Annotated in this window: 15 protein-coding genes and 2 pseudogenes; 8 read left to right on the top strand and 9 right to left on the bottom strand. The window is 39.4% G+C overall.

Going from position 1 to position 26,411, the window contains the following annotated elements; all coding sequences use genetic code 11:
- Position 1: 1 nt before the first annotated feature.
- The 3 genes from Q0541_RS12475 to Q0541_RS12465 form a co-directional block, all read right to left on the bottom strand.
- Positions 2-874 carry a hypothetical protein gene (locus Q0541_RS12475; RefSeq protein WP_298910552.1) on the bottom strand — a complete coding sequence of 291 codons (873 nt, stop codon included), beginning with the start codon at positions 872-874 and terminating at the stop codon, positions 2-4.
- Between the two features lie 39 nt (positions 875-913).
- Positions 914-1,258, bottom strand: a complete 345-nt coding sequence (locus tag Q0541_RS12470; protein WP_298910550.1) for a hypothetical protein — start codon at positions 1,256-1,258, stop codon at positions 914-916.
- An 83-nt stretch (positions 1,259-1,341) separates the two neighbouring features.
- Complete coding sequence (locus Q0541_RS12465) at positions 1,342-1,932, bottom strand: hypothetical protein (RefSeq protein ID WP_298910546.1); 591 nt, start codon at positions 1,930-1,932, stop codon at positions 1,342-1,344.
- 845 nt (positions 1,933-2,777) lie between these two features.
- On the opposite strand from Q0541_RS12465, the gene Q0541_RS12460 reads away from it, so the two are divergent.
- Both Q0541_RS12460 and Q0541_RS12455 read left to right on the top strand, forming a co-directional pair.
- Entirely contained in the window at positions 2,778-3,455 is a 678-nt protein-coding gene (locus Q0541_RS12460) for a hypothetical protein (protein WP_298910542.1), read from the top strand.
- Between the two features lie 545 nt (positions 3,456-4,000).
- Positions 4,001-4,930 carry a tyrosine-type recombinase/integrase gene (locus Q0541_RS12455; RefSeq protein WP_298910539.1) on the top strand — a complete coding sequence of 310 codons (930 nt, stop codon included), beginning with the start codon at positions 4,001-4,003 and terminating at the stop codon, positions 4,928-4,930.
- A gap of 107 nt (positions 4,931-5,037) precedes the next feature.
- Here Q0541_RS12455 and Q0541_RS12450 read toward each other — a convergent pair whose 3' ends face one another.
- The 3 genes from Q0541_RS12450 to Q0541_RS12440 form a co-directional block, all read right to left on the bottom strand.
- Positions 5,038-8,847 (bottom strand): plasmid replication protein, CyRepA1 family, encoded by a 3,810-nt coding sequence (locus Q0541_RS12450; RefSeq protein ID WP_298910561.1) that lies wholly within the window; start codon positions 8,845-8,847, stop codon positions 5,038-5,040.
- 545 nt (positions 8,848-9,392) lie between these two features.
- Complete coding sequence (locus tag Q0541_RS12445) at positions 9,393-10,790, bottom strand: hypothetical protein (RefSeq protein WP_298910536.1); 1,398 nt, start codon at positions 10,788-10,790, stop codon at positions 9,393-9,395.
- A gap of 637 nt (positions 10,791-11,427) precedes the next feature.
- Positions 11,428-12,948, bottom strand: coding sequence for an NB-ARC domain-containing protein (locus tag Q0541_RS12440; RefSeq protein WP_298910533.1), 1,521 nt, complete (start codon positions 12,946-12,948; stop codon positions 11,428-11,430).
- A 502-nt stretch (positions 12,949-13,450) separates the two neighbouring features.
- On the opposite strand from Q0541_RS12440, the gene Q0541_RS12435 reads away from it, so the two are divergent.
- Positions 13,451-15,310 carry a protein kinase family protein gene (locus Q0541_RS12435; RefSeq protein WP_366941863.1) on the top strand — a complete coding sequence of 620 codons (1,860 nt, stop codon included), beginning with the start codon at positions 13,451-13,453 and terminating at the stop codon, positions 15,308-15,310.
- Between the two features lie 64 nt (positions 15,311-15,374).
- A complete protein-coding gene (locus Q0541_RS12430) occupies positions 15,375-16,409 on the top strand; it encodes a hypothetical protein (RefSeq protein WP_298910526.1) in 1,035 nt (344 codons plus the stop codon).
- Between the two features lie 146 nt (positions 16,410-16,555).
- Here the strand turns inward: Q0541_RS12430 and Q0541_RS12425 are convergent, their stop codons facing one another.
- The 3 genes from Q0541_RS12425 to Q0541_RS12415 all read right to left on the bottom strand — a co-directional run bounded on the left by Q0541_RS12425 (position 16,556) and on the right by Q0541_RS12415 (position 21,412).
- Positions 16,556-18,403, bottom strand: coding sequence for a CHAT domain-containing protein (locus tag Q0541_RS12425; protein WP_298910521.1), 1,848 nt, complete (start codon positions 18,401-18,403; stop codon positions 16,556-16,558).
- Between the two features lie 61 nt (positions 18,404-18,464).
- Positions 18,465-18,893 (bottom strand): hypothetical protein, encoded by a 429-nt coding sequence (locus Q0541_RS12420; RefSeq protein ID WP_298910518.1) that lies wholly within the window; start codon positions 18,891-18,893, stop codon positions 18,465-18,467.
- Positions 18,890-21,412 (bottom strand): filamentous hemagglutinin N-terminal domain-containing protein, encoded by a 2,523-nt coding sequence (locus Q0541_RS12415; RefSeq protein WP_298910515.1) that lies wholly within the window; start codon positions 21,410-21,412, stop codon positions 18,890-18,892. The genes Q0541_RS12420 and Q0541_RS12415 overlap by 4 nt, the downstream gene beginning before the upstream one ends.
- 214 nt (positions 21,413-21,626) lie before the next feature.
- Here Q0541_RS12415 and Q0541_RS12410 point away from each other — a divergent pair, with 214 nt between their 5' ends.
- From Q0541_RS12410 to Q0541_RS12395, 4 genes and pseudogenes are all read left to right on the top strand, one after another.
- On the top strand, positions 21,627-22,640 hold the full coding sequence (locus Q0541_RS12410; RefSeq protein WP_298910558.1) for a transposase: 1,014 nt from the start codon (positions 21,627-21,629) through the stop codon (positions 22,638-22,640).
- 622 nt (positions 22,641-23,262) lie between these two features.
- The gene (locus tag Q0541_RS12405; RefSeq protein WP_298910555.1) at positions 23,263-24,594 is read left to right on the top strand and encodes a Rieske 2Fe-2S domain-containing protein; all 1,332 of its coding nucleotides are present in this window, start codon (positions 23,263-23,265) and stop codon (positions 24,592-24,594) included.
- Between the two features lie 350 nt (positions 24,595-24,944).
- Positions 24,945-25,103: pseudogene (locus Q0541_RS12400) on the top strand (ISLre2 family transposase); the annotation flags it as partial.
- Positions 25,104-25,308: 205 nt separating this feature from the next.
- A pseudogene (locus tag Q0541_RS12395) lies at positions 25,309-26,087 on the top strand (ISLre2 family transposase); the annotation flags it as partial.
- Between the last annotated feature and the right edge of the window lie 324 nt (positions 26,088-26,411).

The following is a 26,411-nucleotide window of genomic DNA, read 5'->3' as shown; positions in this document are numbered from 1 at the left end:
CTTACTTATCCTGACTGATTTTCGTCCTCTTTGCAAAAAACTGGGATGCTCCCATATGAAAATCACTAGTTTGAGTTTCTACTAGTCCATTGGCGGAATCTATTTTTAGAGGATTAGGAATTGCTGGCGGCGATGACAGATTGAATTGCTGCCAAATTATTTCCCATATTTCTTGGGCACTCAGCACCCTAATCCCAAGTTTCATTTTATTACTTAGTATGGCTGACCATTGCAAAAAACCATTACTAAAGGAATTTTGGAGAATATTTTCAATTCTAGTATTGTTATGGGCGTGAATTTCACCTGTAAAGCGAAACCAGCCCTTTTCTAATTTTCTAATAATAGATTCTATAAAATCCTTAGACTGTTCATCGTCAGAAATAACAGTGTAAGTACACCATAGTCTCAAAAACTTATTCTTTCTAACTCCACTTTGCGTTAGTTCCTTAGCCCTTAATCTTTCACTACGTATTAACAATTTTAATTGGTCAATATGACAATTACTCTCTAGCTTGGACAGTTCTTGTTGTCGGTGATAATCAGAGGTAAAAGAACCTAAATGTATTGTTAAGTTTTCACCTTCGGGAATTTCTTTTAGCCCCGCTTCTATCCCCTCAAAGATAGCCAGCATTTGCGATGATTCTAAATTCGGATGAATCCCTAAACAATCAAAGCAGAATTTGATTTGAATATTTTCACCTTTTTTGAGAATTAATGCGCCTACCCCCTGTCTACCTCCTAAGTTGAGGTCGCAAATGCCCGCTAAATGAATAATATCTTCAAAGGGAGTGAGCATTTTCACAACACTAATCTGCTCCTTTTCTAAGGCGACTTTACCTAATTTATCTTTAACCTGATTAGAAGAATTTGGCATAACTTTACCAATAACTGAAATTTAACTAGAACTTAGAACTTATTTTTCTTCCGACTTCCAATTTCCGGCTTTCGACTTTCGACTTCCGACTTCCGACTTCTGTTGTATTGATTGAAATCTCATATATCCCCTACTAATCCGAGGGACGCTGACGAACTTACCGAAAAAGTCTTTATTTGTAGAAATTGTCCACCATGTTGCCCATCCCCAAGCAATACTTAAGCTAGTACTTAACCAACTTGTTTTTAGTAGATAATTAAAGATAAATACATTAACTACTGCTATTAATGTCCAGGGAAATATTTGATCGGCAGGGAATGGGCCTAGTCTTGGTCTTTCTCCTAAAATCCTATTTACTGTCCGAAAATCATGTTTATTTGACATATTTACTGAATTTGTTCAAGAGTTATCAGCTATTAATTCAACTGCGTATTCATCAATAACTGATAACTTAAAAAGCTTTCTTACTAAACCTTAACAATCAAACCAGTAATTAAATCTCCAACAAAAACTGCCATAACTATGATTAATGGAGTTCTTGCTAGTGTCTGCCAGTCTTCATCATTCCGGGCAGATTGAATAATCCGAACTAGACTGATACCAACATATAATAGGAATAAAGCTCTCAATACATTGAAAAAAAGCGCGATAACTGTTGCTGTTTGTCCATTGCCGGCATTACCAAAAGTGGTGGTCATCCAAGTTTGAGCATTATTGAAGAACTGAGCATTAGCTGGAGCCGCCGCAAAATCAATTAGGCAAATTACTGCTAACAGCGCAAACAACACAGCATAGAGATTAACTCCATACTTTCGTTGTACTTTATCGAAGTTAGTAAATAATGCTTGTGACTGTTTCGGCAAGGCAATGACGATGGCAGACGCAATCATAAATCCACCCATCAATATATTGTGGACGGACATCTCTGCTATCATCAACACACCAGTCACACCCATCAGTGTGAGTGTGCCTTTTTTCGCCCTGTCATTCTTAGAGTCAGGTAAAAGTGTTCCTGTTGCTGAAGCAGCAAAATCTGGGTATCCGTAGTCAGTACGCATCTGCTTTCGTTCTCCTGAACGATGTCTTGAGGGATAGGCACATTCTTGAATAAGTCAACCCCAAAATCCACGTACTCTGGTACGGAAAAAAACAGAACTGTAGTACTGTATAAACATTTATAACAGCAATAATCTACGTAGATGAAAATCTCTTTCTTGTATTATCAGTCTTTGTGCTTGATATAATCACATCCTTAATCATTAATTAGTATAAATATTTGTGCAAACTCTTCAGTAAGTATCAAATAGGGGGGATTGACTATTGACTATTTTTATGATTTAAAACATTTAGATTAGCTTTAACAAAGTTTGGGGGTTTAAGTTCCCTGCCTAATTAAAATCTCCGTTACAAAACGTAATTGTGAATGGGCGAAAAAGCGAATTGCGAATTGATTTAAGTATCCCTGCTCTCCATAAATTGAACTTTACCTTCGATACCTCACCATGTTTTGCGTCATAACTAAAAACTGTTAAAACTTGATTGCATGTATAGAACAAATATGTATAATACTTGCAGCTTGTACTTCAGCATTTGTTAGAAGTAGATATTTGGTCAAAACAATTCAAAATTCAAAATTCAAAATTACAAGACGCTCGCAAGCTCGCTTGCCGCCGGCGCTATCAGTGGGGGCTTGAAACTCGCCACTGATAGTGTAGAGTTAGCGACGTAGGAGCGTCTTGTAGACCAACTAATTCTTTGAATCAGTGGGGGCAAAAAATAGCGAATTAATTCAAAATTATTCTTATTATTCATTTTGAATTTTGAATTTTGAATTTTGAATTTCATAAAATGGTCAAGCAAGAAAATTGGGAATTAATTTTCATAATCATTTGTTGGAGTATTTATGAGTACAAGAAAAATATTTACAGCACTTGTTTCAATAGGTGTAGGACTATGCTTAGGAGCTTGCCAGTCTGAAAGAGACAAGGTTGCTCAGGCAGAGAATGACTTAAAACAGGCTTATGCTGCAAAAGTAACTGATGAGCAAAGCCAAAAAGATAAGGAAGTACAGGAGCAAATAAGGCAATATGTAGAAGACACACCTAACTTATATAGAATAACTTGGAAGGTATGCGGAGATTATAGAAGTCGTCTGCGAGATGGAGTAAGATGTAGCGAAACTAAAATTCCCAAAACTAAAGGATATGTTGATCCCGTTTACGTCTGGGCAGCTAATGGGGTGCAATTTGTTAATAAGCAACACTTTGTTAATAGCTATTGGGCTACAGGATTGTTTGTCAAGTCTAAAGGATGCTTGAACTCAGGTAAGCCAGAACAAGAGCAATTTTATAATGTAAAAAATTTCACCAGAGATAAAACCAATCCTGTTCCTACCGCAGCAAACGTCAAGATTGAAGCTCTGTCAAAGCAGGAAAAGCAAACAGTAGTAGAACTTGCCTTCAAGGACGCAGAAGTAGAAAATTATGCGCTGACAAATTTCGGTGTGTCAGCAACCACAGCATTAATACCCACCGGGAAAACTTGCTTGACTCTCGAAGAATGGAAGAAGACGCAATCGTAAAAATTAGGCACAGTCGCTTCCTTGGATCGCAGTTCAGTCGCGGCGACTTCCTCCATCTCCAGCACAACCAACCAACGCAAGTCTTGTCTAATTCTTTCTTAGATAAAGAAAATAATTTAACTTGTTGACCCCTTGTCCCCTGCTTGCGGTAAGTTAACTTTAACCCCAGTTGGTCTAACAACAACCCCAACAGCCAAATTGGTTTGGGGTCAGAGGGAATGGCACGCTTGTAAAGGGAAAATCGTTGAGGCAGCAGGGGTGCAGAGGAGCAGGGGAGAAAGAAGAAGTTTAAGGTATACGAACGGATATTTAGAAATTCCCCTCTGCACCCCTGCACCCCTGCCCCTCTGCAATTCTTACGCTGCTTACTCTTCAACTTAACTTAGTGCCATCTGAGTATTATGAGTGTACTATACGCAAAAAGTGAGAATTTTTCAGTTGTGAAACAGTGAGTTGAAATGACCATTTGGGAGGACAATAAAAATCAGACACTATAAAACCAGACGAAACTACTCTTGTGTCTGATTATTAAGGGAGTAATAAAAATGACGCTCTCTCTTGTCCACATAACAGCGCATAGAAAGGCGATCGCTTCCTTGCCAGTAGCCCAAGCGGAGGGGAAGTTGATTGGGCTGTGGTTGGAAGGAAAAGCAGAGTCATCTATCATCTCTTACCGACGGTACACGAGGCGATTTCTGGAATTTTTGGACAAACCCCTCAAAAAAGTGACTTATGAAGACTTGGTAGAATACGCTGCTGACTTGGGGGGCAATGCTGAAAGTACAAAACGGATATATATTGCCGCAGCTAAAAGCTTGATTAGTTTCGCTCATAAAATTGGATATCTCCCCTTTAATGTGGGTATGGCACTAAAACTGGGTGAATTGCCAGATGTAATCAACGAACGCTATCTGGATGAAGCTGATATTAAATTGTTGGTACGGGCAGCTTCTAAGCATTTAGCTGATGCGAAAACTCCCAAACGACAGTACACAGCTAGAAGAAATTTGTTGATTATCAAACTGCTGTATCAGGCAGGGTTACGGGCAAGTGAAATCTGTGAGTTAACATGGGGAGATTTGACACCCCGTGGCGACAGTGGTCAGGTGTATGTTCGTAAAGCCAAGGGCAGCAAAAATCGGACAATTCTCATCAAGCAGAAACTCTGGACGGAATTAATGGAGTTCAAAGCTTCGGCTCACTCCAATCAAGCAGTGTTTCCAAGTCAAAAGGGGGGACACCTCGACCGTCAAAACTTGCACCCGATTGTTAAAGCGATCGCACTCGAAGCCGGATTAAGCGAACTGGTTTCGGCTCACTGGTTACGTCATGCCCACGGTTCTCACGCTATTGAGCGCGGGACTAATCCAGTGCTGGTGAAAGAAACTTTGGGTCATGCCAATTTAGCCATCACCGATCGCTATCTCAAGGCTAGACCTAATGACAGTAGCGCTTTAAACTTGATGGATCTTTGACATTTTGCATGACTTGTGAAAATACAGCACAAATTGGAACCAGTGGCATCAATTGCTACCGTCAACAAAACAGAAAAACTGCAATTCATGCCAGGGAGATTTTTAACCTAGCCAGCCCCCTCCATTGGCAACACCTCTTCATCAAGCCACAGGTAAAATTCCGGTACTTGAGCCTCAAGCTTACGCAGTTCATTTGCCGCGATCGCTTCCAACTCCAGCACAGTCTCCCAACGCAAATCCCCAGCCCATCGCTTGAGAATGCCTTTAATCGCCTCAACCCCCAAGGTTATACCAGAGCGAAGTATTTCCACACAATGAAGTAGGGTAGTGCAATCAGTCGGAGGCGGTTCAGAATCGGTAGTATCCTCCCCTCCTGAATGGGAGTTACCTATAGCATCAAGGGGGGGGGTGGATACGGGCTGCTGATTCGGGTTTGCACTATACACAGCAGGGGTTTGGGGAGCGTAATAGGTTCGATTTTCTTTTTGATTACGCTTTGCCACACGATGAGCAATTACTTGGAGAGCAAATTCCAATTCCTTTTTAGACAAAGAGAAAAGTTTCACCTGTTGACCCCGTTTACCAAGCTTACGGAAAGTCAGTTTTAGCCCCAGCTGTTCTATAAGAGTGGCCAGCAACCAAATAGGTTTACAATCACTGGGGATAGTAAACCCAAGAATTGCTTTGACGTGAGCCGCATAATTTTTGGCGATCGCTGTCATCTTAAGTAAAGTGGGATCATCGGCAGTAAATTCATCACTCTTCACTAAAGAAGTGAGAATCTGATGCAACCCCAGGTTAAATCTAGCCAGCCACCGCGCCGAATAATTACCCCAGTCAATGCACAAAGGTAGATTGTCCCGTTCGGTGCGGTCTTTTTGGGTAACAATTGTTGGTGGTGTAGGATAACTGTGCCCAGTTTTGGGGTCAACAATTGATTCATCGGTTGGGGCTAAAATGGCCTCAAGTCCGGCAATTGCTCTTATTAAACGACCACCTTTATCCATTTCTACGAGTGATTCGGTTACTTCGATGCCGTAAGAATCAGAAATGCGTTTCTTTTCACATTCAAAAATTTCCCTTTGTGATAGGTAATCTTTGCTCTGACGGGCGCGGTACTCACTCAAGGTAATATTGTTAGCCTTGGCTACAGCCGAATAGTGGGCACTGTCCAAGGCTGATGCTGCTGCTTTTAGACTTTCAAGGGATTGAGGATCTGAATCATTTCCCACACATATAAATGTATTGCCCATTTCAGTGAGGAGCGATCGCAGATCATCACGCAGATTATTGAGAGAATAGTGGCGGTTGCCAAGAATTTGACAGTAAGCCTCAAGCGCCCAATCTTTCTCTGCGCCCCGCTTGCCTGTTTGACGGTCAATCCGCAACAGAAAAGCAGTTATTTCATTGGTTTGGAGCAAGCGCTCTTTAATCTTGGATGCGTTTGTATCCTTGTAACCAAAGGGAGGACGCGGGGCCACCCAAATATGAAACGGGACTTTTGGACGATAACGGTACAGTTGCTGGGCACATTCGGTAGCGGTTTGGGAAACACCGTGAAAGACACCAAACACGGTATCAAAATGATACTCCGAAATATCGATACCAGTACCGAGACTAGGAGAGGTGAACAAGGCATCAAAGTTTTTGATGGCGTTGGTGATATCTTTGATGAAAGCGACATTCTCATCACTGCCAGAATTGTCTGAATGAACCGACCAGATGCGCCATGAAGCCCTACGGACTGGGCAAGGGGTAAGGGGTAAGGGGGAAAGGGTGGAGGAATCTGTTAATTCTTCCTTTACCCCTTCCCCTTTAACATGCACCCCTTCTCCTACCTTTTCGTACTTAATAGTAAAGGACTTGTCAAGTTTCTTGATGAAACGCTTGGAATCACTGGCAACCATGATTTTTTCTCCAAGCATCAGCGCTGCCGAGATTTGGGCGACTAGGGCGCTCTCATTATCCCCCTCGTACCAATAAATTGTGCGTGAACCGTTTCGCCACTCGTTTTTGATAATGTACGGAACTTCCCCGAGTGGTCGCATTGCAAGAAAGAAGTCCACTGTCAGGTCATCCATGTGTGCGTCGGCAATTACCACCAGTGGCGCGTTATATACTATATATTCCAGTACTTCCAAAATTGCTGCACGGTGCTGTTTGCAAGTATTACTGTGTAGTAGGTGCGTGAGATACTGGCAGGCTTCATCTATAAATATGCAGCCGTAGGTGAGAGACTGAGTATTCAGTTTATGCAAGCTGTCAATAGTAATACTAAGAGATTGAGCCTGGGCTAAACCTGTGTAACCCAAGTCGGAGTACATCGCCGTCTGCAAGCGTTGGGCAAGATTTTTCAACAAGTTAACCCGATGTCCATTGTTGAGAAATCTGGCATCAGGATTTTGGTCACGCCACCAGCGCATAAGTTCAGTTTTGCCTGTACCCATGTCGCTCCACAGTACGACTAATCCTTTTTCGGGAAAACGGAAAGATTTTTTGGGATTTTGGGTACTGGGTTTGGGATATTGGGAGTCAGAATCTATTAATTCTTCCCTTTCCTTTTTCCCTTTATCTAAATCACAGTCCGTAGGTATAAGATTTGGACTGAATAATTTTTCAAGTGCAATATCATAAAGTGGCGGGACAGATGAACATTTTTCTGAGAAGTCAGTCAGGCAGAGTGCTTGGGTCAAATATTTAATATTGACTGTGACATCTGGTTTGTATTTGCTAAGTCCCCATTTCTTAGCCCGATAGGAGCGCTGGTAATCTTTGAGTGATTTGGCATCGTTTATAATTGCAGTTAGCAGGGCATTGGCATCAACACCTTGACCAACTACAAAATCATCAACGCCTTTTTCTGGCCCCGGCAGTAATGCAACTTCACATTGGCAACCAGCAGACTCAATTGCTTTTGCTGTGCGAACAGTGGCTTGAAACACCGACCACCTGGTTTGAGCTTTTGTTTCGTGGTCAAAAAGAATTATGAACTTGCGCCCCGCCTGAGCCATTGGTACTAAGTCAGGATGCAACCGTTCATCGAAATCTTGTTTGCCCACTCGCCCGTTCCAAATTCCAGGGAGTGCGATCGCTACAAACCCCAAAGAGAGCAAGCAAGCCCCTTTCTTCTCCCCCTCGCATAAGATAATCGGAATCTCAGGATGCTGCTTTACCCACTCCCAGAAGGTAATTTGTATATCTTTGTGCTGAGAGTCGATGTTCAACTCTTTGTGCTGCTTTACCCATGACCAAAATATTAGGGGATTGAGTATGCTTTTTCTGCACAGTCCTAAAAAGGAACTAAACTGGGCGATTTGCGTTAGCATTCCCTGGTATTGTCCTAGTTGCAAGAGCCTCCAGTAGAGAGCGCCATTGCCAAAAGCAGAGTTCTTTCGACTTTTAAGCCAAAGCTTTTTCCCACGTTTTGCAAAAAGCATTTGTGCAATATCGGAAACGTTATAGCGCCGTGCAACGAGATTCAAAATACAGTTGGGAACATCGAAATAAGTAACGCGGTTGGCGGTTTTTGGGGGTGACTCGTACTTAACTGGCTTGCCTTTTTCCCAATCAATGCGGGGGAAGTTGGGCTTTATCCGCCCCCAGTCCATTGGTTGCCAATTGTTGAAGGGGTCAAGTGATTGAATCCAGGTTCCACCCAGTAATAGATGCTGATATTGCCTTATGTACGCATCTGTGACTCGACCGGCATTTTTGCGAGGGATTTTATTGGAGATGAACAGATAATCGTAAATTGATTCCCCTTCTATGTGGAAGAAATTACGTGAAATGAGTGCCGGATGAATGGCGCTACCAACATATAGCTCATGGTATTGGGCCGCCGTGAGATTGTTTGGGTATTCAATTGGGTTTTCCTTCTGCTCAATTGATACCTTGCAATCTGGTTTAGGCTCTTTGATCTCTTTGTTGCCACTCTTAATTGCATTTTTATTTGTATTCACATTCAATACCTTTATTTTTCCATGACAATCTGAGCGACATTGCACCTATGCCGCAGCCAAGGCAATTCGCAATTTCCAATGGGCTACGCCCCGCTCCGCTAACGCAATTCGCAGTTGAATTCAGAGGGGGCTTGAACCCACCCCTGAATTAAGTTCACTGATTCTCTAAATCAGAGTTAGCTCTGAAACCCGTTAATTAACAATTCAACAATTAAGTAATTTCTTGTCTTTAATTGCGAATTGCGTTAGCGTAGCGGGGCGTTCGCTTTTAGCGTCTCTAAGAGTTGCCCATTACGAATTGCGAATTGTTCGGTCATCAGTCATCAAGTATCCGCATTATCAGCGATAAGGACGGAGCAGTTAAACCAATTCGCAATTCGCAATTCGCAATTCGCAATTACGTGAAAGTGACGGGGATTTAGACCCCGACACAAAACGCGCTGCCGTCATTAGGCAGGGGACTTAAACCCCCAAAGTTTGTTAAATTGCATAAAGGCTAACTGCTAACTGTTAACTGTTAACTGTTCACTGTTTTTTCGAGCTTGTGTGATTAAATCAGTTTCATGGGTAGTAAGTTCGGCCCAGTAGTCTGCTTTTATCACCTCGTATTTCTCAGCCACAGCCCAAAACTCCTGCCATGTAAACTGAATACGTGCAAGTACTTGCCTAATTTCCCTAACCGCCTGGGGTAATAGTTGTAATTGCTCCGTCCTTGTTGCGATGGCCGACTGTGTGGGACTAGTACCCAAAATTATCGCCGCAGCAACGAGCGCTTGGGTATTGTTCATAGCAACGCTTAGGTTTTTCAATGCCATACCCATGAGGCGTAAACATTCCTGTGCATTTTCTTTGGGCGGAACAAGAGCTAGCTCGCGCAGATCAATGGTTTTCTCAAGAGCAAGTTTCACTTGCTTGTTCAACACTTTAGTCGCTTGCTGGGTCATGGTATTTCCCCATTCTTGAGAAGGGCGTTGTTCTACGGCGTGTTCTAATTCTTGGATACGTTGGTGGAGTTGCTGATTCTCAGTTGAGAGCTTTCTCAACCCTTCCATTTCATCCAATCGTTGCTGCAACTGAATATTTTGCTCTTTCTGTTGCTTGTACAGTTGTTGCAAGGATTGGATTTGCTCACTTACTTGGGCTTCGGCTCTAGCTTTAACTTCTGCTTGTAGCCCAATTCTCAATTCCTGCTCTAGCCGTTCTAACTCAAGCTTGTGTTGCTCTTTGAGTGCTGCGATCGCTTCGGTGTATTCTTTTGGATAAGTCCGGTCTGGTGACACAATTGCGGCATCCAAATCAGCATTGTTTACCAGCAGCCTTTCACCATCAGAGAAGGTGACAATCTGCTGCGAATTATTCGGTGCGTCTGCCTCAATTACTCCTGATTCGCCATAGCGCGGATGCGATTGTGATGAAACAGTGACAGAATTACACAATTGCGTTTGACTTTTTTCGCTTTTTGTGGTGCGTTTAGTTGTTGGTGCGACAAGTTGTACTGCTTGAGCGAAATCACAGGCAGTGGGGAAGGGTTTTTCTTTGGCTGCGCGAGCTACGACTTCGTGCAGCTTATCGGGAGTTTTGACCAGTCGGAGTAGGAAACGAGTCTGAGAAGGTTTGGTAATATGCGCCCTCAGTTCAATAGGTAGAGTATCAACTACTTTTTTTGCCCTAAGCAAATCTCTGACCCGGCGATATCCACCATGTTTGGTCAACTCGTTCTCACAATAGTCTTCAAAGCTTTTGTGTCCAGCGTCTTTGTAATAACAGTTGTCTCTCATTACTGAGAGTTCTTCTATTGCTTGCCACTCGAATCGGTCTATGGCAGCGAAGGTTTCCTGGATACTGCTGTTAAGATCATCGTAATCAAGTGCTGATTTGCTTTCTCTATCTAGTGTCAGCATATTTCTCTCCTGTCATTATCACAAGGAGAGGCGTTTGAAAAAAATTTTGATGTAGCCTTAACCCGGACACCCTGTTGTATTGGGCATAAGTTATTTTTCACGCTAATTTACCTCTAAATCTTGGTTGACAAGCTTCAGAGGGGGTTTGATGCGCTGCTATGCTTTTTGCTACGAAATTCGGGGCTTTTCTTAATTAAACTTAATATCTTGCCAAATTGAGGAATTTCAACAGCCAAAACTGCCACACGAAACTGGTGCATTTCGTGTGGCTTCTCGTATAATACGAGAAGCAGCGCGGATTTAATCTCTTTTGACCAGTTAGTGGAATTAAGTCGGCAAACTTTAACTACCACCGCTTTGGTTTTTGTGAGATAACCCCGCTCTGGAGTTATTTAGTTTTTTGCTCCTTGGACAAAGCGTTACTCCTTAGTACGTTTTGTCCTTTAAATTTTGTGCTGCTGTATATTTACCTCCATCTTTTGTCTGCTCTGATCTTACAATGCCCTCTGTGTTTAACGTTGTTTTGATTTTTGCTTTTGACCTCCACGTTTGTTAAGGATTTTTTTGGGGTAATCGAGGGTTGGTAGCACCTCTGTGTAGGCTAGATTACCCTGCAATATGTATGAAAAGCTTTTGTTTAAGATGCGACCGCTAAATTTGGCAAAGCATCGGATACACGCACCAATCCTTGTGGATCGGTTAAGATATACTTTTTAATTACTGGCTGGAGAGTAAAACTAATTTCTTTAGTAACTGGATTTTTACTGCTTTCAATCAATGATTGTTTTTCCAGATTTTCTAGTGCTTTAATCAACTCTAAAGTTGACACAGACGCTTTCTGTCTCTGCTTGATATCACTTAATAACTTGGCAAAGCTAATAAATTCTGTAGTTGAAACTATCTCCTCTGCTGTGTAAATCAGAATTTTTCGCTCAATTTCTGTCAATACGTGACCAAAAACATGATTAAGCATTGCTTCAAACTTACTACTGACAAGAGTTGTTGGGTTTTGAAAAAATACTTGTGTACTGCCAGAAAAAAAGTGATTAATTCTATCAATTACTGCCTCTAGCTCTGAAGGGTTACCACGATAAGTTTGAATTAATTGATGGCACTTTTCTATATCAGTCAATCCTTTCTCAGACAAAAACTGCATTGCCGCATCTTCATCTAAACCTTCAATTCTAAAAAATCGAAGAGGTCGCTTCGCTACTATCAGATCATTAAGCTCATCAAGCAGAATTCGATTAGTCAAGAGCAAACAGCTTTGATGCTGTTCTTCTACTAAACGGCGAAAAAATAGTCTGTAATCTAGCCGTTGCTCTAAATTTTTTGTCTGAAATAACGCTTCAGATTCATCTAGCACAACCAAGCAACGGCGCGATTGCATCTGCTTCAGCAACATTGTAATCATTGCTTGAGTATACTTAGGTGAGCTTGAGGGTGTTTCTAAAGGCTCAATTATATCTAACAGTTCGGTTACTAAGTCCTGAAGTAGTGGTGCATGAGCAACTGATTTCCAAATCAAATAATCAAATCTAGGTTGAGATTCTGCACTAATTTCCGCTAGAAGTTTTGCCGCTAATGCAGTTTTCCCGATTCCTGCTACTCCTACCAAGGATATACATCGCTGTTTAACTATTAATTCTTTTAAAAGAGTCAGTTCCTTTACTCGTCCGTAAAAACTAGACACATTAGGGAGTTGTCCTCCCAGAACTTGTATTAAGTTGTTGGCAGGGAAGTTCTGCTCCTCTTTTGACGCAGATTGAGCATAATATTCTTCAGTAACTTGTTCCAAAAAATCACGCAGATTCTTTTTGCCAACCCGTTCGCCATTTCCAATCGTTTCAGAAAGCATATCCCACAATCGACGGGCTATGCCACCTTTCAAGTAGTTAGGACTGTAAGATGAGTTACTTGCTATTTCTTCATAATCATCGTCATCCCACGCTCCCTTCATAACAAGGATTTCAGCCTCGGATAGATATCTACCTTTTTTGGCAAATACTAACTTATTTACTACAGCTAGGGCTAGTTCAAAAGTAACTTTAACCGTAAAAAGTACTTTTGGTGACTCCTGTCCTACTTGGTTAAGGGAGGAATGAGTAGGAGCTTGGAATTGCGATTCAGTACTAAAAACTGTAACCTTGTTAATCATTTTTACACAGTAAATGCCCATTTCGAGCATTTTTATAGATTAGGCTTAGTTTTAAGAGCAGATTGCATTGTATCAATCATATTTGATTTTTCATTTTATAGTTAATTTTTTTCAAAAAAGTACCATAAAAATTTCTAATGTTGATTACTTACAATAAGAATTACTTTCATAGACACATCTTGGATGGAGTACGACAAGACAAAACAGGAAGATTAGCACTTACACTTAAGGTTATTTACTGAAATTGGGCTACTGAATTTTCAGCTAAACATAAACAGTGAGTCTTCTAACGAGCATAATATAAAATGTAATATTTATTACTTTTTTATTCTAAGTGATGCAGGAATTTAATGAATGATAGTATACACTGATGTTTAAATGAATGAGGCTGCCTAAAATTCTCAATTTACATATTGTTCTATCTTTTGCAACACAAACGGGTAGTCCGAGAAAATTACCATGTAATATAGTATACATAATAAGGTGTTACATATACTAAAATATGGGTTACTGTATTAACCCTCTTTGCAAACAACGTCAAAATCCTGATGACGTTAATTACTGTCTCTTCTGTGGGACTTCATTGCTAATTAACGACCGCATTTGTCTAGTTAAGCCATTAAGGGAGCTTACCGAAAACCCATTTAGCTATATGGAAGTTTTTGAAGTGGACGATGCCGGCACTCAATGGAATCCTGGTCCTAAGCGGCGAGTCATGAAAGTTTTAAAATGGAACACACCTAAGTTAGTTGATCTCATTGAGCGGGAATCTCTCACCTTACGGCTTATTGAACACCCATGCATTCCTAAAAGTACTATAGATGACTTTTTCACTTTTATTCCGAACAATAGCTCTCTAACATTGCATTGTTTAATCATGGATAAATTTGAAGGAGAAAACTTAGAACAATGGTTAGAGTCTAATGGGCGAATTTCACAAACCGTAGCATTACAATGGCTTCGACAGTTAGTTGAAATCCTTGATGAAGTACACCGTACAGAAATTTTCCATAGAGATATTAAACCTTTTAATATAATTCTTCAGCCAAGTGGACAACTTGCATTAATTGATTTTGGTGTAGCACGGCGAGTGACTGATACCTACTTGGCAAAAGTCAGTGGAAGTGGAGGATCTAGCACAGGTAGGGGAGGACGATACGAAATTACATCTGTCAGTACACCTCGTTACTCTCCATTGGAGCAAGTAAATGGTCAAGCAGTACCTCAATCAGACTTCTATGCTCTGGGTCGGACTTTTGTGCAATTAGTTACTGGCATTCAATTGATGGATCTTCCAACAGATAAAAAGACAGGAAATCTAATTTGGAGAGAGCAAACACCGCAGATTGACAAGCCCTTCGCTGATTTTCTTGATGAATTAATGGCTCCTTTACCAGGGCAGCGTCCGCAAACTACGCGAGTAATCTTGCAGAGGTTAGAAAAACTACCTCAGCAAATTAAAAATTATAGATTAGCTAATTCTAAAGTTTTTCAATATAGCAAATATACATTGATAGTTTTGGGATTTGTTGGGGGTGTCTTTCTATCTATACCTCTAGCAGCTAACTATTTAGTAACTCAAGGAGAAAAGTTAGAAGCAGCAAATAATTTTCAGGGCGCAGAAGATTTTTTTTACTGGGCTATAAAAATTCGTCCTCAGAGTAATCGCACTATCTCAAGTTTTTACTTTGATAAAGCTGTTCGTAGCACCAAAGACCTTGGGTTAGCTAAAAAATATTATGAATTAGCAATTAAATACAATAACTATGATGCAGATGCTTATACTAATTTAGCTTTTATTTGCCAGCAGTTAAACGAAGATGACTGTGCAATTAAGAATTATGAAAATTCATTCAAATTAAAGCATGATAATTGGGAATCACGTTTTGGACTAGGACTTTTTTATGATGATAGAGGAATGTATGATTTGGCAGAAAAACAGTATAAGTTAGCCATTGAGATGAGTAGAGAAGCAATACCAGCCATTAATAATTTATCAAGATTGAAGATTTTAGATGGTAAATATAATGTAGCAATTGCTTTAGCTAAATCAGGCTTACAAAAAACTGAAAATATTAAATTACAGTCTACTTTATACAAAAACTTAGGTTGGGCAAAATTAGAGTTAAAGCGTTATGCCGAGGCGAAGGCTGACTTGGAAAAATCAACAAAGCTGGATGCCAGGACAGATGCTTACTGTTTATTAGCGCAAGCGCAAGAAGCATTAGGTGAAATTAACGACGCCAGACTGACTTGGGAAATCTGTTTGATTGCCGAGTCTAATCAGTTAGAAGTTCAGCAGTGGAGATTGCAAATATTAAAGCGTTTATTGGGAGAGTTTGTGACGCCATCTTCGCCCTAAGTCTTTTTTTAATTCTCTGTTTGCTGTATGCTACTAACTAGCAAATAGCTGTACAAAAATCTTGATGCTTACTTTCCAAAATTCGACAAGTGCAATAGTCAAAAAAATATTCACGGTTCAAATTGTAGCACTTGCATCAATATCAACACTAGTTGTCTCAAGTTATAGTAGTGTATGGGGGCAATCTCAACTCATAGCCTTGCGTCAGTGCAAGAATGTTGATGGTAAGGTGATTAGTTCAGGCGATCGCTACTTAGAAGCAGGTAGTCCGCTCTGTCCGGGAGATAAGATTCACCCAGAGAATGGAGCCACAGTTACAGTCCTTTGCTATTTAAATCGAGAAATTTTATACATTAATCAAAAAAATTTTTCTGACGCTGCAAACAAATGTGCGCCACCACAAGTCACTGAGGTTGAGAAGTATCGATGTACGAATCTTAAACCGCAGAACTGTCCCACTACTTTTAAAGGTCCAGATGATAACTCTGTACCAAGACCAAGATTAATTAGTCCTTACATTAGTGGCGGTAGAATTTTGACTACCCGACCCTCAATTTCTTGGCGTGCAGTTCCAGGTGCGACTAGTTACACAGTAGAGATGGAAGGTAATAATGTTAACTGGCAGATACAAGTAAACAATACTGTACTGCCGTATCCAAAGGAGCAATCCCAATTAAAATTTGGAAGTACGTATAGGATTACTGTGCTTGCGTACCAGGGTAACTCTGTTATAAGTTACGCACTCTTAGTAATTAGTGTTTTACCGGAAAAAGACCAACTGGAGATTGGCTCATTGGTTAAACAAATTAACGAATTGAAAATACCTCCAGATGAAGCTGCTGTTAAGGATCTAGATACTATATACATGTCAAAAAATTTGGTAAATGAATCGATAGATACATTACAGGCAAGAGTGGCAGAAGGAAGTAAAAACCCTGAAATCTATCGAGTATTGGCAGATCGCTATTTAGAGGCAGGATTGTCTGATAAGGCTTTTAGTGAATACACAACAGCGATTATGTTAGCTAAAAATAGTAAGAACTTAAAGGAATTATCAAAGGTGCAAGAAGGTTTAAAGGGGAGCAACGCGAAAAAGTGAGATCGGGGTTTAGTTCTCAATTATACCTCTATATTCTCAACAAAACTTGGTTTTTTAGTTGCGATCGCATCCCGAAACAAGCTATATACGTCCCAGGTTGCAGCACCTCACAAAATCGCGTTGCTCCCGTTTAAAGCTGTGGAAATTTATAACCAACTACCAACGAGCAAGAACGGGGACCAGTAGTAATGATGAGCATATTTAAGATTTTTCATTAATGTTAGTTGTGCCAGACGCAGTGCCTCTGCTTTCGGAATACCATTTTTCAATCCCTTGTAGAATTCTTCCATTAACAAAGCAGTAGAATCTGCATCTACCAGCCACAAAGTAGCTATCGTAGTTCTCGCACCTGCTTGTGCAGCTACTCCAGCCATTCCTAATGCTGAACTTTTATTACCCTTTGCAGTCTGACACGCACTTAAAACTAATAACTCAATTGCATCTGCATCAGTTTGAACTTTACCTTTTAGTAATTTATCAAATTCTCTAATATTGATGACCTGATCATAAGCTAGAAGTACCGTCTTCAAAGGGTCAGAACTAAACTGTCCATGAGTGCTAATATGAACGATTGGGAAATTATTTTTATTTATTTCTTGCTCTAGACGGAGACTAGTAAACTTTTCGTCTAGTAGTGTAAGGGAAGATTGTGTTTGACTTTGGACATCTTTTACTTCTTCAAAGGCTTTGGGTAGTGATCTGATGCCTTTAGGAGCGTTGCGATCTAACAAGCTGGGGCTGGGCTTAGACAAAGCAGCGATGAGAGCTGTAAACCGCTTTTTTGATAAAGGTTTGGGAGATCGAATTCTAGAACCGAGAGTGGCTGCAATGCTGTAATGCTCGAGGAGATAATTTTTTCCATCATATAATATGCCCATTGGTATACTTTGGAAAGATTTATCTAAGATAAATATCAATGTTCCTGATGCAGGTAGATATGATGCTATTGGTGCAATTAATTTTTCATAAAGTGCTTGAGAAGGCAAAATAATTTGTTCTACATCAATAGTTGCGAGTTTCTGCTCCTGTAAACTCCAGAAAAGAGCATTAACATTTTCTTTAACTAGATTTGCTTCAACAGAGTAATGATAAAGAGAGCGGTCTTGAGCCTGTAAAATAACTTCTATAGTGTCATCCAAATCAATAATATTAATTATTCCATAAGCCAGATTTAAATTGGGAATTTCATTAAGAGAAATTAGGTCAAGCTTCCCACATTTCAGAAAATTTTCTAACTGTGCTGTTTGTAAACGTTCGTTTGTCTGAATAACTTCTTTGAGGTCAGGATTAGAATCTTTCAAAAGTAACTTCATATAATCACGGTATACAGGTTCTACTTCTTCTTGAAAGAAGAACTGTATATCTACATTGCTTGACAACATGCTGTCACGAATTTGCGCCAGGTTATCAATAGCAGATTTGTACATTGTGAGGGCTTCTTTAACCCTTCCTTGCTTGTTATATAAGTTTCCTAGCTGTTGTTGCCATTGGTAAGCAATATCTTCTGCTTGAATTGATTGAGCCAAACTTAAAGCTTTTACAAAATATGCTTCTGATTTTTCTGGTTGTAATTTACCCAAAGTCCCAAGACTGTAAGACTTGATTCGCTGATTACTTGTACTTTTAGCTGTTTGCAAAGCAGATTGACCATACTCAATAGCTAATGAACGTAATTGCTGAACTGGAATTTGACTTAAACTATTAGCAAAATTGAGCTTTGCATAAACCAATTGGATAGCTGATAATTGAGAAAATGTAGAAGACTTTTTCAAAACTCTGTTAACAGAAGGCTGAATTTGTTCTTGAATTTGATTGCGAATCTCAACTAATTTAGGATTACCTGAGTTAAACTCTGCTGTTAAGCACTTCTCAAAATCTATTAGCAGGCTCAAATGATGCAGTTGAGATTTTAATTGTGTGACTGGATAATTTGCTGACACCTGATTTACTTGGTGATAAAGTTCAAGTGACTTGAGTGCTTGTTGCTGAATCAAATCCACAATTTCATTTTTGAAATCTGCTTCTTCTACTTCATAATATTTATTTCGTGCGTGCTTATAAATAGCTTTCTATCGCTGCAATCAATAGTTTTGTTGTAGATTCAGTAGACTCTTGTGGCAAGATGGTACAAATCTTAGTATCTGTATTTAGCTTGAGAGCTTGTAATAATGTGTTACAAGCAAAACGATTTAATCCTAAAGCTTGTAGGGCAAGATTTTGGTTAATTAAGCTGCCAGTAATACCCTCTTCGTAGCCGAGTTGACGATAAATTTTTGTGGCTGATTTCCAGGACTCAAGGGCCTCCGATGCTCGCCCTTCATTTAAATACTTCTCTCCTATTTGGGTCAATAGTCGGGCTTGATTACGTTTTTGTGTTTCTTTATTTACAGCTTGAGCAGCGATAATGGATGGCTTGGCTACAACTGTTAATAGCCCTAGAATGCTTGAAAATAGATGCTTAAACCAGTCTCGGCGTTTAATCATTGCTGGGCATGGGTTATAATAGTACTTTTTGATACTTTTTCTTCAGAACATAAGCTAGCGAACGACGCAGCATAAGGCATTGCTGAATTTGCCTCTGCTGTCAAGGTCACATTCCCGTAAGAGTCTTGCACCCAACCTTGAGCTTCTACAATTTGTGTTGCTTCTTTTTGCAATTTTGGCTCCTCTGAATTATTGTTGATTTGACCAGAAACAAAATTATCTTGCCAAGTTGGTTTAATAGGTGGTACATCGTTAGGACCCAGAGGTAATCTGTCCACGCCACTCATGACAAATTCACTTCCTGCCACGTCTGACTGTCCCTGGCAAACTGATGCAACTTGTGGACTTTGTGCAAGTCCGAATGGTACGGACTCAATGCCGTTAGGGTCAACGTAAAAGCCGTTGATCTGAACGTCACCATTCAATCCGAATTGTGAACTAGCTGTAATTTTACTGTTGAGAGAGAGAAATAATCCACGAGCATTTATCAGGATATTTCCGCCTCGTCCTTTAAAGGCGTTAGCTGTGATGCCACTGTTTTCCGCAAGAACTAGGATATTTGCGTTGATATTGATGTTGCCACCATCACCATCTGTGTCTTGCTGACCAGCAGTTGTGGAGATAATTCCATTGCGTATAAAAATATTATTTGAGGTAATATTAATATCACCACCCTGTCCGACAGTAGTGGTTGCGGTAACGCCTCCGTTGTTTGTGATGTTAATCGTATTGGACTTAATTTCAAGTTTTCCTGCATCACCCAAACCATCATTTGCTACGCTAATTAAACCTCCTTGATTGGCATTTAAAAAAGGAGTGTCAATGGTTATATTTCCAGCAGAACCAGTTGGTATCAAAGGTAGTCCAAATATTTTTCTGACAGTTTCATTTGCAACATTGACTGATGAGCTTATAAAACTAGGTTGAGAGTTAGAAGCTTTTCCACTTACTTCAATAAAGTTTTCGGCATTAATATTTATACTGCCAGCATTTCCAGTTGCAAAAGCAACAGAATTAACTACTCCTCCATTTTTCAATCGCAATTGCGATGTCTTTATGGTTAAACTTCCAGCATTTCCAGCATTAAAAGCTGTAGCTGCTATGGTGCTTGGAGCAGAACGCTCTGATTTTATCCCTGTAATTTCGATAGAATCTGCATTGACAATAACGTTGTTTCCATCTCCAGTTCCAAAGCTTGATGATGCCACTGTTCCTCCATCAGTAATTCGTAGCTGATCTGTTGACATTTGAACAGAACCTGCTTGTCCAGAAGCGAAAGTAGCAGCACTGATTAAGCTAATAGTATCTCCACGACGAAAAGGATTAGCAAGCCTATTTTCTAACAATTGCACAGAATCAGAGGCATTAATAGTTACGTTACCTCCAGAAGCGTTACTGTATGTACCTGCTCCCACTCTTGCTCCATCCTGAAGCGTTAATCGTTGGGTAAAAACTTTTAGATCGCCACCTTTTCCAGTATTTACTGTTTCCGTGAGTATATTACTAGAAACATTGCCATCTGGAGAAGTTCCTTCCAAAACCAAAGACCTAGAAGCATTAATATTGATATTTCCAGATGAAGTCTCGCCTAAATTCTGAATCAACATTGTTGAACCGTCTGTCAGATAGACATTATTTCCATGTACCTGAATCGTTCCAGCGCCTGTACCACTAGCATTGATTAAAGCTTGTTTCGATAACTGAATATCTTCAAACTTGCGAACTCCTTCATAATCAAAAGTCCATCCTTGGTTATTGGATTTGAGGTCAACAAAACCAGACCCTACACTACCCAACTCAGATTGTCCCCCTGGAGTAGTTATAATGCCACCTTCCACATTTACGCTACTCCCGATTAAAGCTAGAGTCTTTCCTGGTTGTACTAAAAGTCCTGTTGAATTCTTGTTTACTATGGTAGGGAATAAACCTGCATTTGGTGTAATTTGATGTCCGCCACCTAAAACTTGAATAGTTCCAGTTGAATTATCTCTAAATGCTAGCCCTGTAGGGGCGCTAATTGTTAGCAACGCTTCTTTCTGGTTGGGTTGAGCAAAAAACTGTTTACCATCAGCAAATTTAATACTGTTGGCTGTGGTTGCGACAAATGACCCACCAATGTTTAGTTGAGCGTTAGAACCAAAAATAATTCCATTGGGGTTGATCAGAAATAGGTTAGCTGTTCCATTAGCACGAATTAAACCATTAATGTTAGAAACAGATTTTCCTGTGACGCGGCTAATAATGTTCTGAATATCACCGACATTATTAAAGAAAGCAGTATTCCCATTAGAAACAGAAAAATCTTTAAAGCTGTGAAACAGATTAGTTCCTGCTCTAGTCCCGCCATTGATAATATTAGTACTGCCTTGATTTGTGACGCGAGAATTGTTAGTGAGAGTAGTATCTGGAACGATTTGTGCAGGAGTTGAAATTGAAAAAGATATGTAATATAATGTGCCAGAGGTTAAAAGCCAGGAGATTGTTTTCCACCGTTCTATTTTAAGTTTCGTCTGATGCATCTGTAGCAAAATCCTTTTTTTAAATACCAAAATATTATAAACAGGACTTACGCAACTGGCACAGCGCGATCGCTAATCACTAGTACATAAGTATTGAACTGGCGAGAATGTGTTTTATTAGCGTTACTCGAATTAATAACAATAATCAATAGTGTATCTTGTTGTTGAAAATTTTATGACAAAATTGATAGAAGGTGCAAAAAGTTGGTTATTGATGAAATTTACTAAACTTAACTATTGTCAATATTTACTGAGCAGTCAAATTAACTATACAATGACTAATCTAGCAGAGCAATTGTCAAATATTAGTCATGATAAAATTAATTATTATTTTAAAAACGAAAAGTTAACTCCTCGTTTACTTTGGGATAATGTCAAAGATTTAATTATCGCTGACGAGGATGCTTATATTATATTTGATGATACAGTTTTAGATAAAAGGTTTTCAGAAGAAATAGAAATAGTACGAAAGCAGTATAGTGGTAATGAACATAGCGTTGTTAGAGGTATAGGAATAGTAAATTGCATATATGTTAATCCTAAAACTCTCAATTTATGGGTAATAGATTATCGTATTTTCAATCCAGATAATGATGGTTTAACCAAGATTGACCATGTGAAAAATATGCTGCAAGGGCTTGTATATCAAAAGCTTCTACCTTTCGATACAGTTTTAATGGATACTTGGTATGCGGTCAATAATTTAATGCTTTATATAGATAGTCTAGATAAAGTTTATTATTGTCCTTTAAAGACTAATCGTTTGGTAGATGATAGTTTTGGTAAAGAGAAATATAAAAATATTGAATCTTTAGAATGGAGTAATGAAGATTTAAAATGCGGTAAAATCATAAAAATTAAAGGGTTCCCTGCTGATAAAAAAGTGAAACTTTTCCGGGTTACTATCTCTACCGATAGAACGGATTATGTCGCTACCAACGATTTATCTCAAAGTTCTACTGATGTTACACAACAGGTGTGTAAAATCCGTTGGAAAATAGAGGAGTTTCATAGAGAAATAAAGCAACTAACTGGCATTGAGTCATGTCAATGTCGTAAAGCCCGTCTGCAAAGAAATCATATTGCTTGCGCTATGTTAGTTTGGCTAAGACTGAAAAGTTTAGCTTATCAAACAGGTAAAACTATTTACAAAATCAAGCATAATTTGCTTTCTAATTATTTAATTGAGCAACTAAAACGTCCAGATATTGCTATGTCTTCTGTGTAGTTTTTGGGCGCTCGGTGCGCGAAGCGCACCATTACTTGTGCCAGTTGCGTAAGTCCTGATAAAGTTAAAAAGAACCAGCTACAAATGATTTAAATGATTTTGTAACCATGACGTTAATATATGCGGCTAATCAGTCGAGCGTTGAGGTAGGGGAGCAGGCAGCTTTCCAGCATGGGACGGATACAGGTGGGGCTTTGATATTCCTGTTCTGCTGCTACCCTCCCCGACAGGGAGAAAGGGGAAATTTTTCCTGCAAAGTGACCCCTTCCCTCCTGCCTCTTTTGGTCATTTCTCTATCTACTGCAATCAACGAACTCTCCTTTCTGCAAGCCATACCCACTGACGAAACTTGGGAATCAACTTTTCGATAATAATGTACATATGCTGAGTGTTCATCCCAACACTCTTGAAAAAACTAAAATTTTGGATTAGTATCCAATATCCTTGCCATCTTGAGCTTTTTCACTTTGAATTAAGTTTTAAGCAAGCGCTATTGACTCACTTGAACATTTTTTATCTGTTAGCACTTGGAGTTCATTGCCTGCTTGCCATTAAAATCTATTGATGGCGGTTGCATATACTAAACATAGAATCACTTTTTGTTTACTCAATGAATAAAGAAATACAATCTGAGTTTGATTTTTTTCGACAGTGGTATCCGCTTTCTCCTATTGAAGATATCAATCCAAACTGCCCCACAGCAGTTGTCCTTTTGGGATTACGCTTAGTCATTTGGAAGCCTAAATCATCTAAGACCTACCAAGTATTCCTAGATCAATGCCCCCATCGCCTTGCTCCATTAAGCGAAGGGCGTGTTGATGAAAAGACGGGTAATTTGATGTGTAGCTATCATGGTTGGCAGTTTGATGCTCAAGGAATTTGTACGTATATTCCCCAAGCAGAAAATCCAGAAATTGTTGCTAGGAATCAAAAAAACTTCTGTACAGTTACATTCCCTGTTCGTCAGCAAAATGATTTACTTTGGGTTTGGCCAGATGCTGAATCAGCAGAACAGGCTGGAACTACGCCATTACCTCTGTCACCTCAAGTAGATGCTAGCAAAGGTTTTGTTTGGGATTCTTTTGTACGTGACTTGGAATATGATTGGCAAACTCTTGTTGAAAATGTTGCAGATCCAAGTCATGTCCCTTTTGCACATCATAAAGTGCAAGGCATTCGAGAGCAAGCAGTACCTATACTTATGAATATTGAGAAAGCAGCAGTAAATTTGATTGAAGCGGTTATTGAAAGAAGCTCAGGACGAACAACAATTACTTTTGAACCGCCTTGCCGTTTAGAATATGCAATTAGTCTTGGTTCTGGAAAGCAGTTAGGAATAGTCACTTACTGCATTCCAGTGTCTCCAGGCAGGTCAAGAATAGTGGCTCAATTTCCGATTAATTTTGCTAAAACAATCTATGGTCTACTACCGCGTTGGTTAGAACACATCATAATTCGTAATCCGCTTCTTGATGGAGATATGATTCTTCTACACCAGCAAGAGCGTTTTTTTGAACATAAAAAGTTAGTTGAAAGCTGGAAAACTGCTTACAAGCTACCTACAAGTGCAGATCGTTTAGTGATTGAGTTCAGAAATTGGTTTGAAAAGTATTGTGATGGGCATTTGCCGTGGAATGAAGTCGAAATTACTTCCTTGCAAAACTCAAATATTAACGACAGTCGGACTGTACTGCTTGATCGCTACAAACAACATACTCAGCACTGTAGTAGCTGCCGAGGGGCGCTGATGGTGATCCAGCGCTTGCAAGCGGTACTGTTGGCATACTCTACTATTACTATTTCAGGAGTTGCTATCCTTCCAGATCCGCTTCGAGTCAAGCTTGGTTTAACGCTAATTATTACAGCACTATTAAGTTTGGCAGCTTGCACTTGGCTCAAACTTTGGCTTGTCCCTAAATTTTACTTTGTAGACTATGTTCATGCCAAAAAATAAAGAACTAGACAACAAATTAAAAAATTAACAAGAAAGAATTTAGGAACCAGTCGCCAAAATTCAGAATTGAATTTTGTGTGACTGGTGGATGAATAAATGGGTTTAAGCCCAATAGCCGTGAATGAAATTGATTCAAATCGAGAAACCTGGGTTTTAGGTTCAGAAGGGCAATTATTAACTTACACAACCATATTAAATATAAGGATGAACAGTGATTGAGTAGTTGTCGAAGCTAACAATTGTATGGTTAAGATTGTATTATTTTGTATAACTGATAACACGAAGCCTAGATATTATTCTTCATCTTCATAATCAAAATCATCATCACGGGAGCAACGCGATTTTGTGAGGGCATAAATATTAGCTTAAAACGAATAGAACGGCTAACATATTACTTTGGTAAAATTGGAATAAATTTACGTCAGTCTAAACTGTTAAGTTTAAAGCTTGGCAGTTTACCTACAAGTAGTATTCTTAAAGGTCAGCGTGTTGTAATTGCTGTAGATGGTGAGTCCAGTCGGCGGTGTCGGTTTCCGTCCCGTCGAACTGGCGAACCCGAAGGGCGGTAGGAGTAGAATTCAGGGCAAACGCATCTAAAGTATAAGAATCCTTTAATAGCAAGGGTTTCGGCGTTTTTTCATGTAGCCGATTTTTTCATCAAGATCCATGCCCAGCAAGGGTTTCAGAAATCCCGTGCGTTCGCCCTGGAGTAGAATTAGGATTAATAAAAAGGGAAGAAAAAATTCCCAAACAAAGCGACATGGATTTATTGGTCAATGGATTGAGCCAAAATTGTTAACAATTTATGTTGTTGACGGGCAAGGTAAAAAAGTGAATAACTCGGAAATCCCTATTACTAATGATGGTACTTATGATGAATACAAAGCGCTTTTACAGATTTGAGAAGCACATTTAGTTGATTGAGGAATTAGTCAGGCAAAGCAAGTCTTATTAATCGGGGATGGAGCGGAGTGGATCTGGATACATATTTCCCCACTTTTGACACGATTAGGATGTCCACTCGAAACTTATCAACTCTTCGATTTTTATCATGTTACGGAAAATTTAAAAGTATTTGCTCCCGCAGCAAATCAAGAAGAAGCAGAGCCTAAAAAATGGTTTATCAAAGCCAGAAAGACTTTGAAAAAGGGTAATGCTAAATTCTTAATCAAACACATGGATGAGTTAATTGCTGTAGCTACTGGAGAGCGGTGTAAGATTATGGTAGTTAAGCGAAATTATATTTTAGATGCTTATCGTAAAGGGCGTTTAAATTACGATAAAGCAATAAATAAAAAACTACCTATTGGCAGTGGTGCTCTTTGAGTTTAATCCGTCAAGTTGTCAATTTAAGAATCAAAGGAAACAGTAAATTTTGGTTGAAAGATAATCCAGAAATTATATTACATCTGCGTTGTCAATGGATAGCTGGAAGTTGGGATAATTTTTGTGGTTCTATCTTTAATTCCTTTATCAAACCCCAAACTGCTTGATAAATTTTATACTTGAATTCTATCTTTAAGTGAGATTTTGACATAATTGATACTAAGTAGGAAAGACTGATTGCAGATATTTTTATAAATAATCGTCAAATGACTTGCTAACAATCTTTTTGAGATATTTCATCAAGATATTTTTTTGTGTAAAATAATTTATTTTATGTGAATAAAATTACTTACCACTGAGATTTGATTTTTAGCGTAGGCGCAGCCCGCCGAAGGCATCGCACTTTTTTTGAGTCGTCTAACAAAATCGCATTGCTCCCGGGAGCAACGCGATTTTGTGAGGTTGGACAAAAAAGGTGCGATCGCTAATAA

The sequence above is a fragment of the uncultured Nostoc sp. genome, assembly GCF_937863485.1.
Taxonomy (GTDB): domain Bacteria; phylum Cyanobacteriota; class Cyanobacteriia; order Cyanobacteriales; family Nostocaceae; genus Nostoc.
Note: the sequence above shows the minus strand (reverse complement) of the source record. Positions and strands in the feature narration are given on the sequence as shown.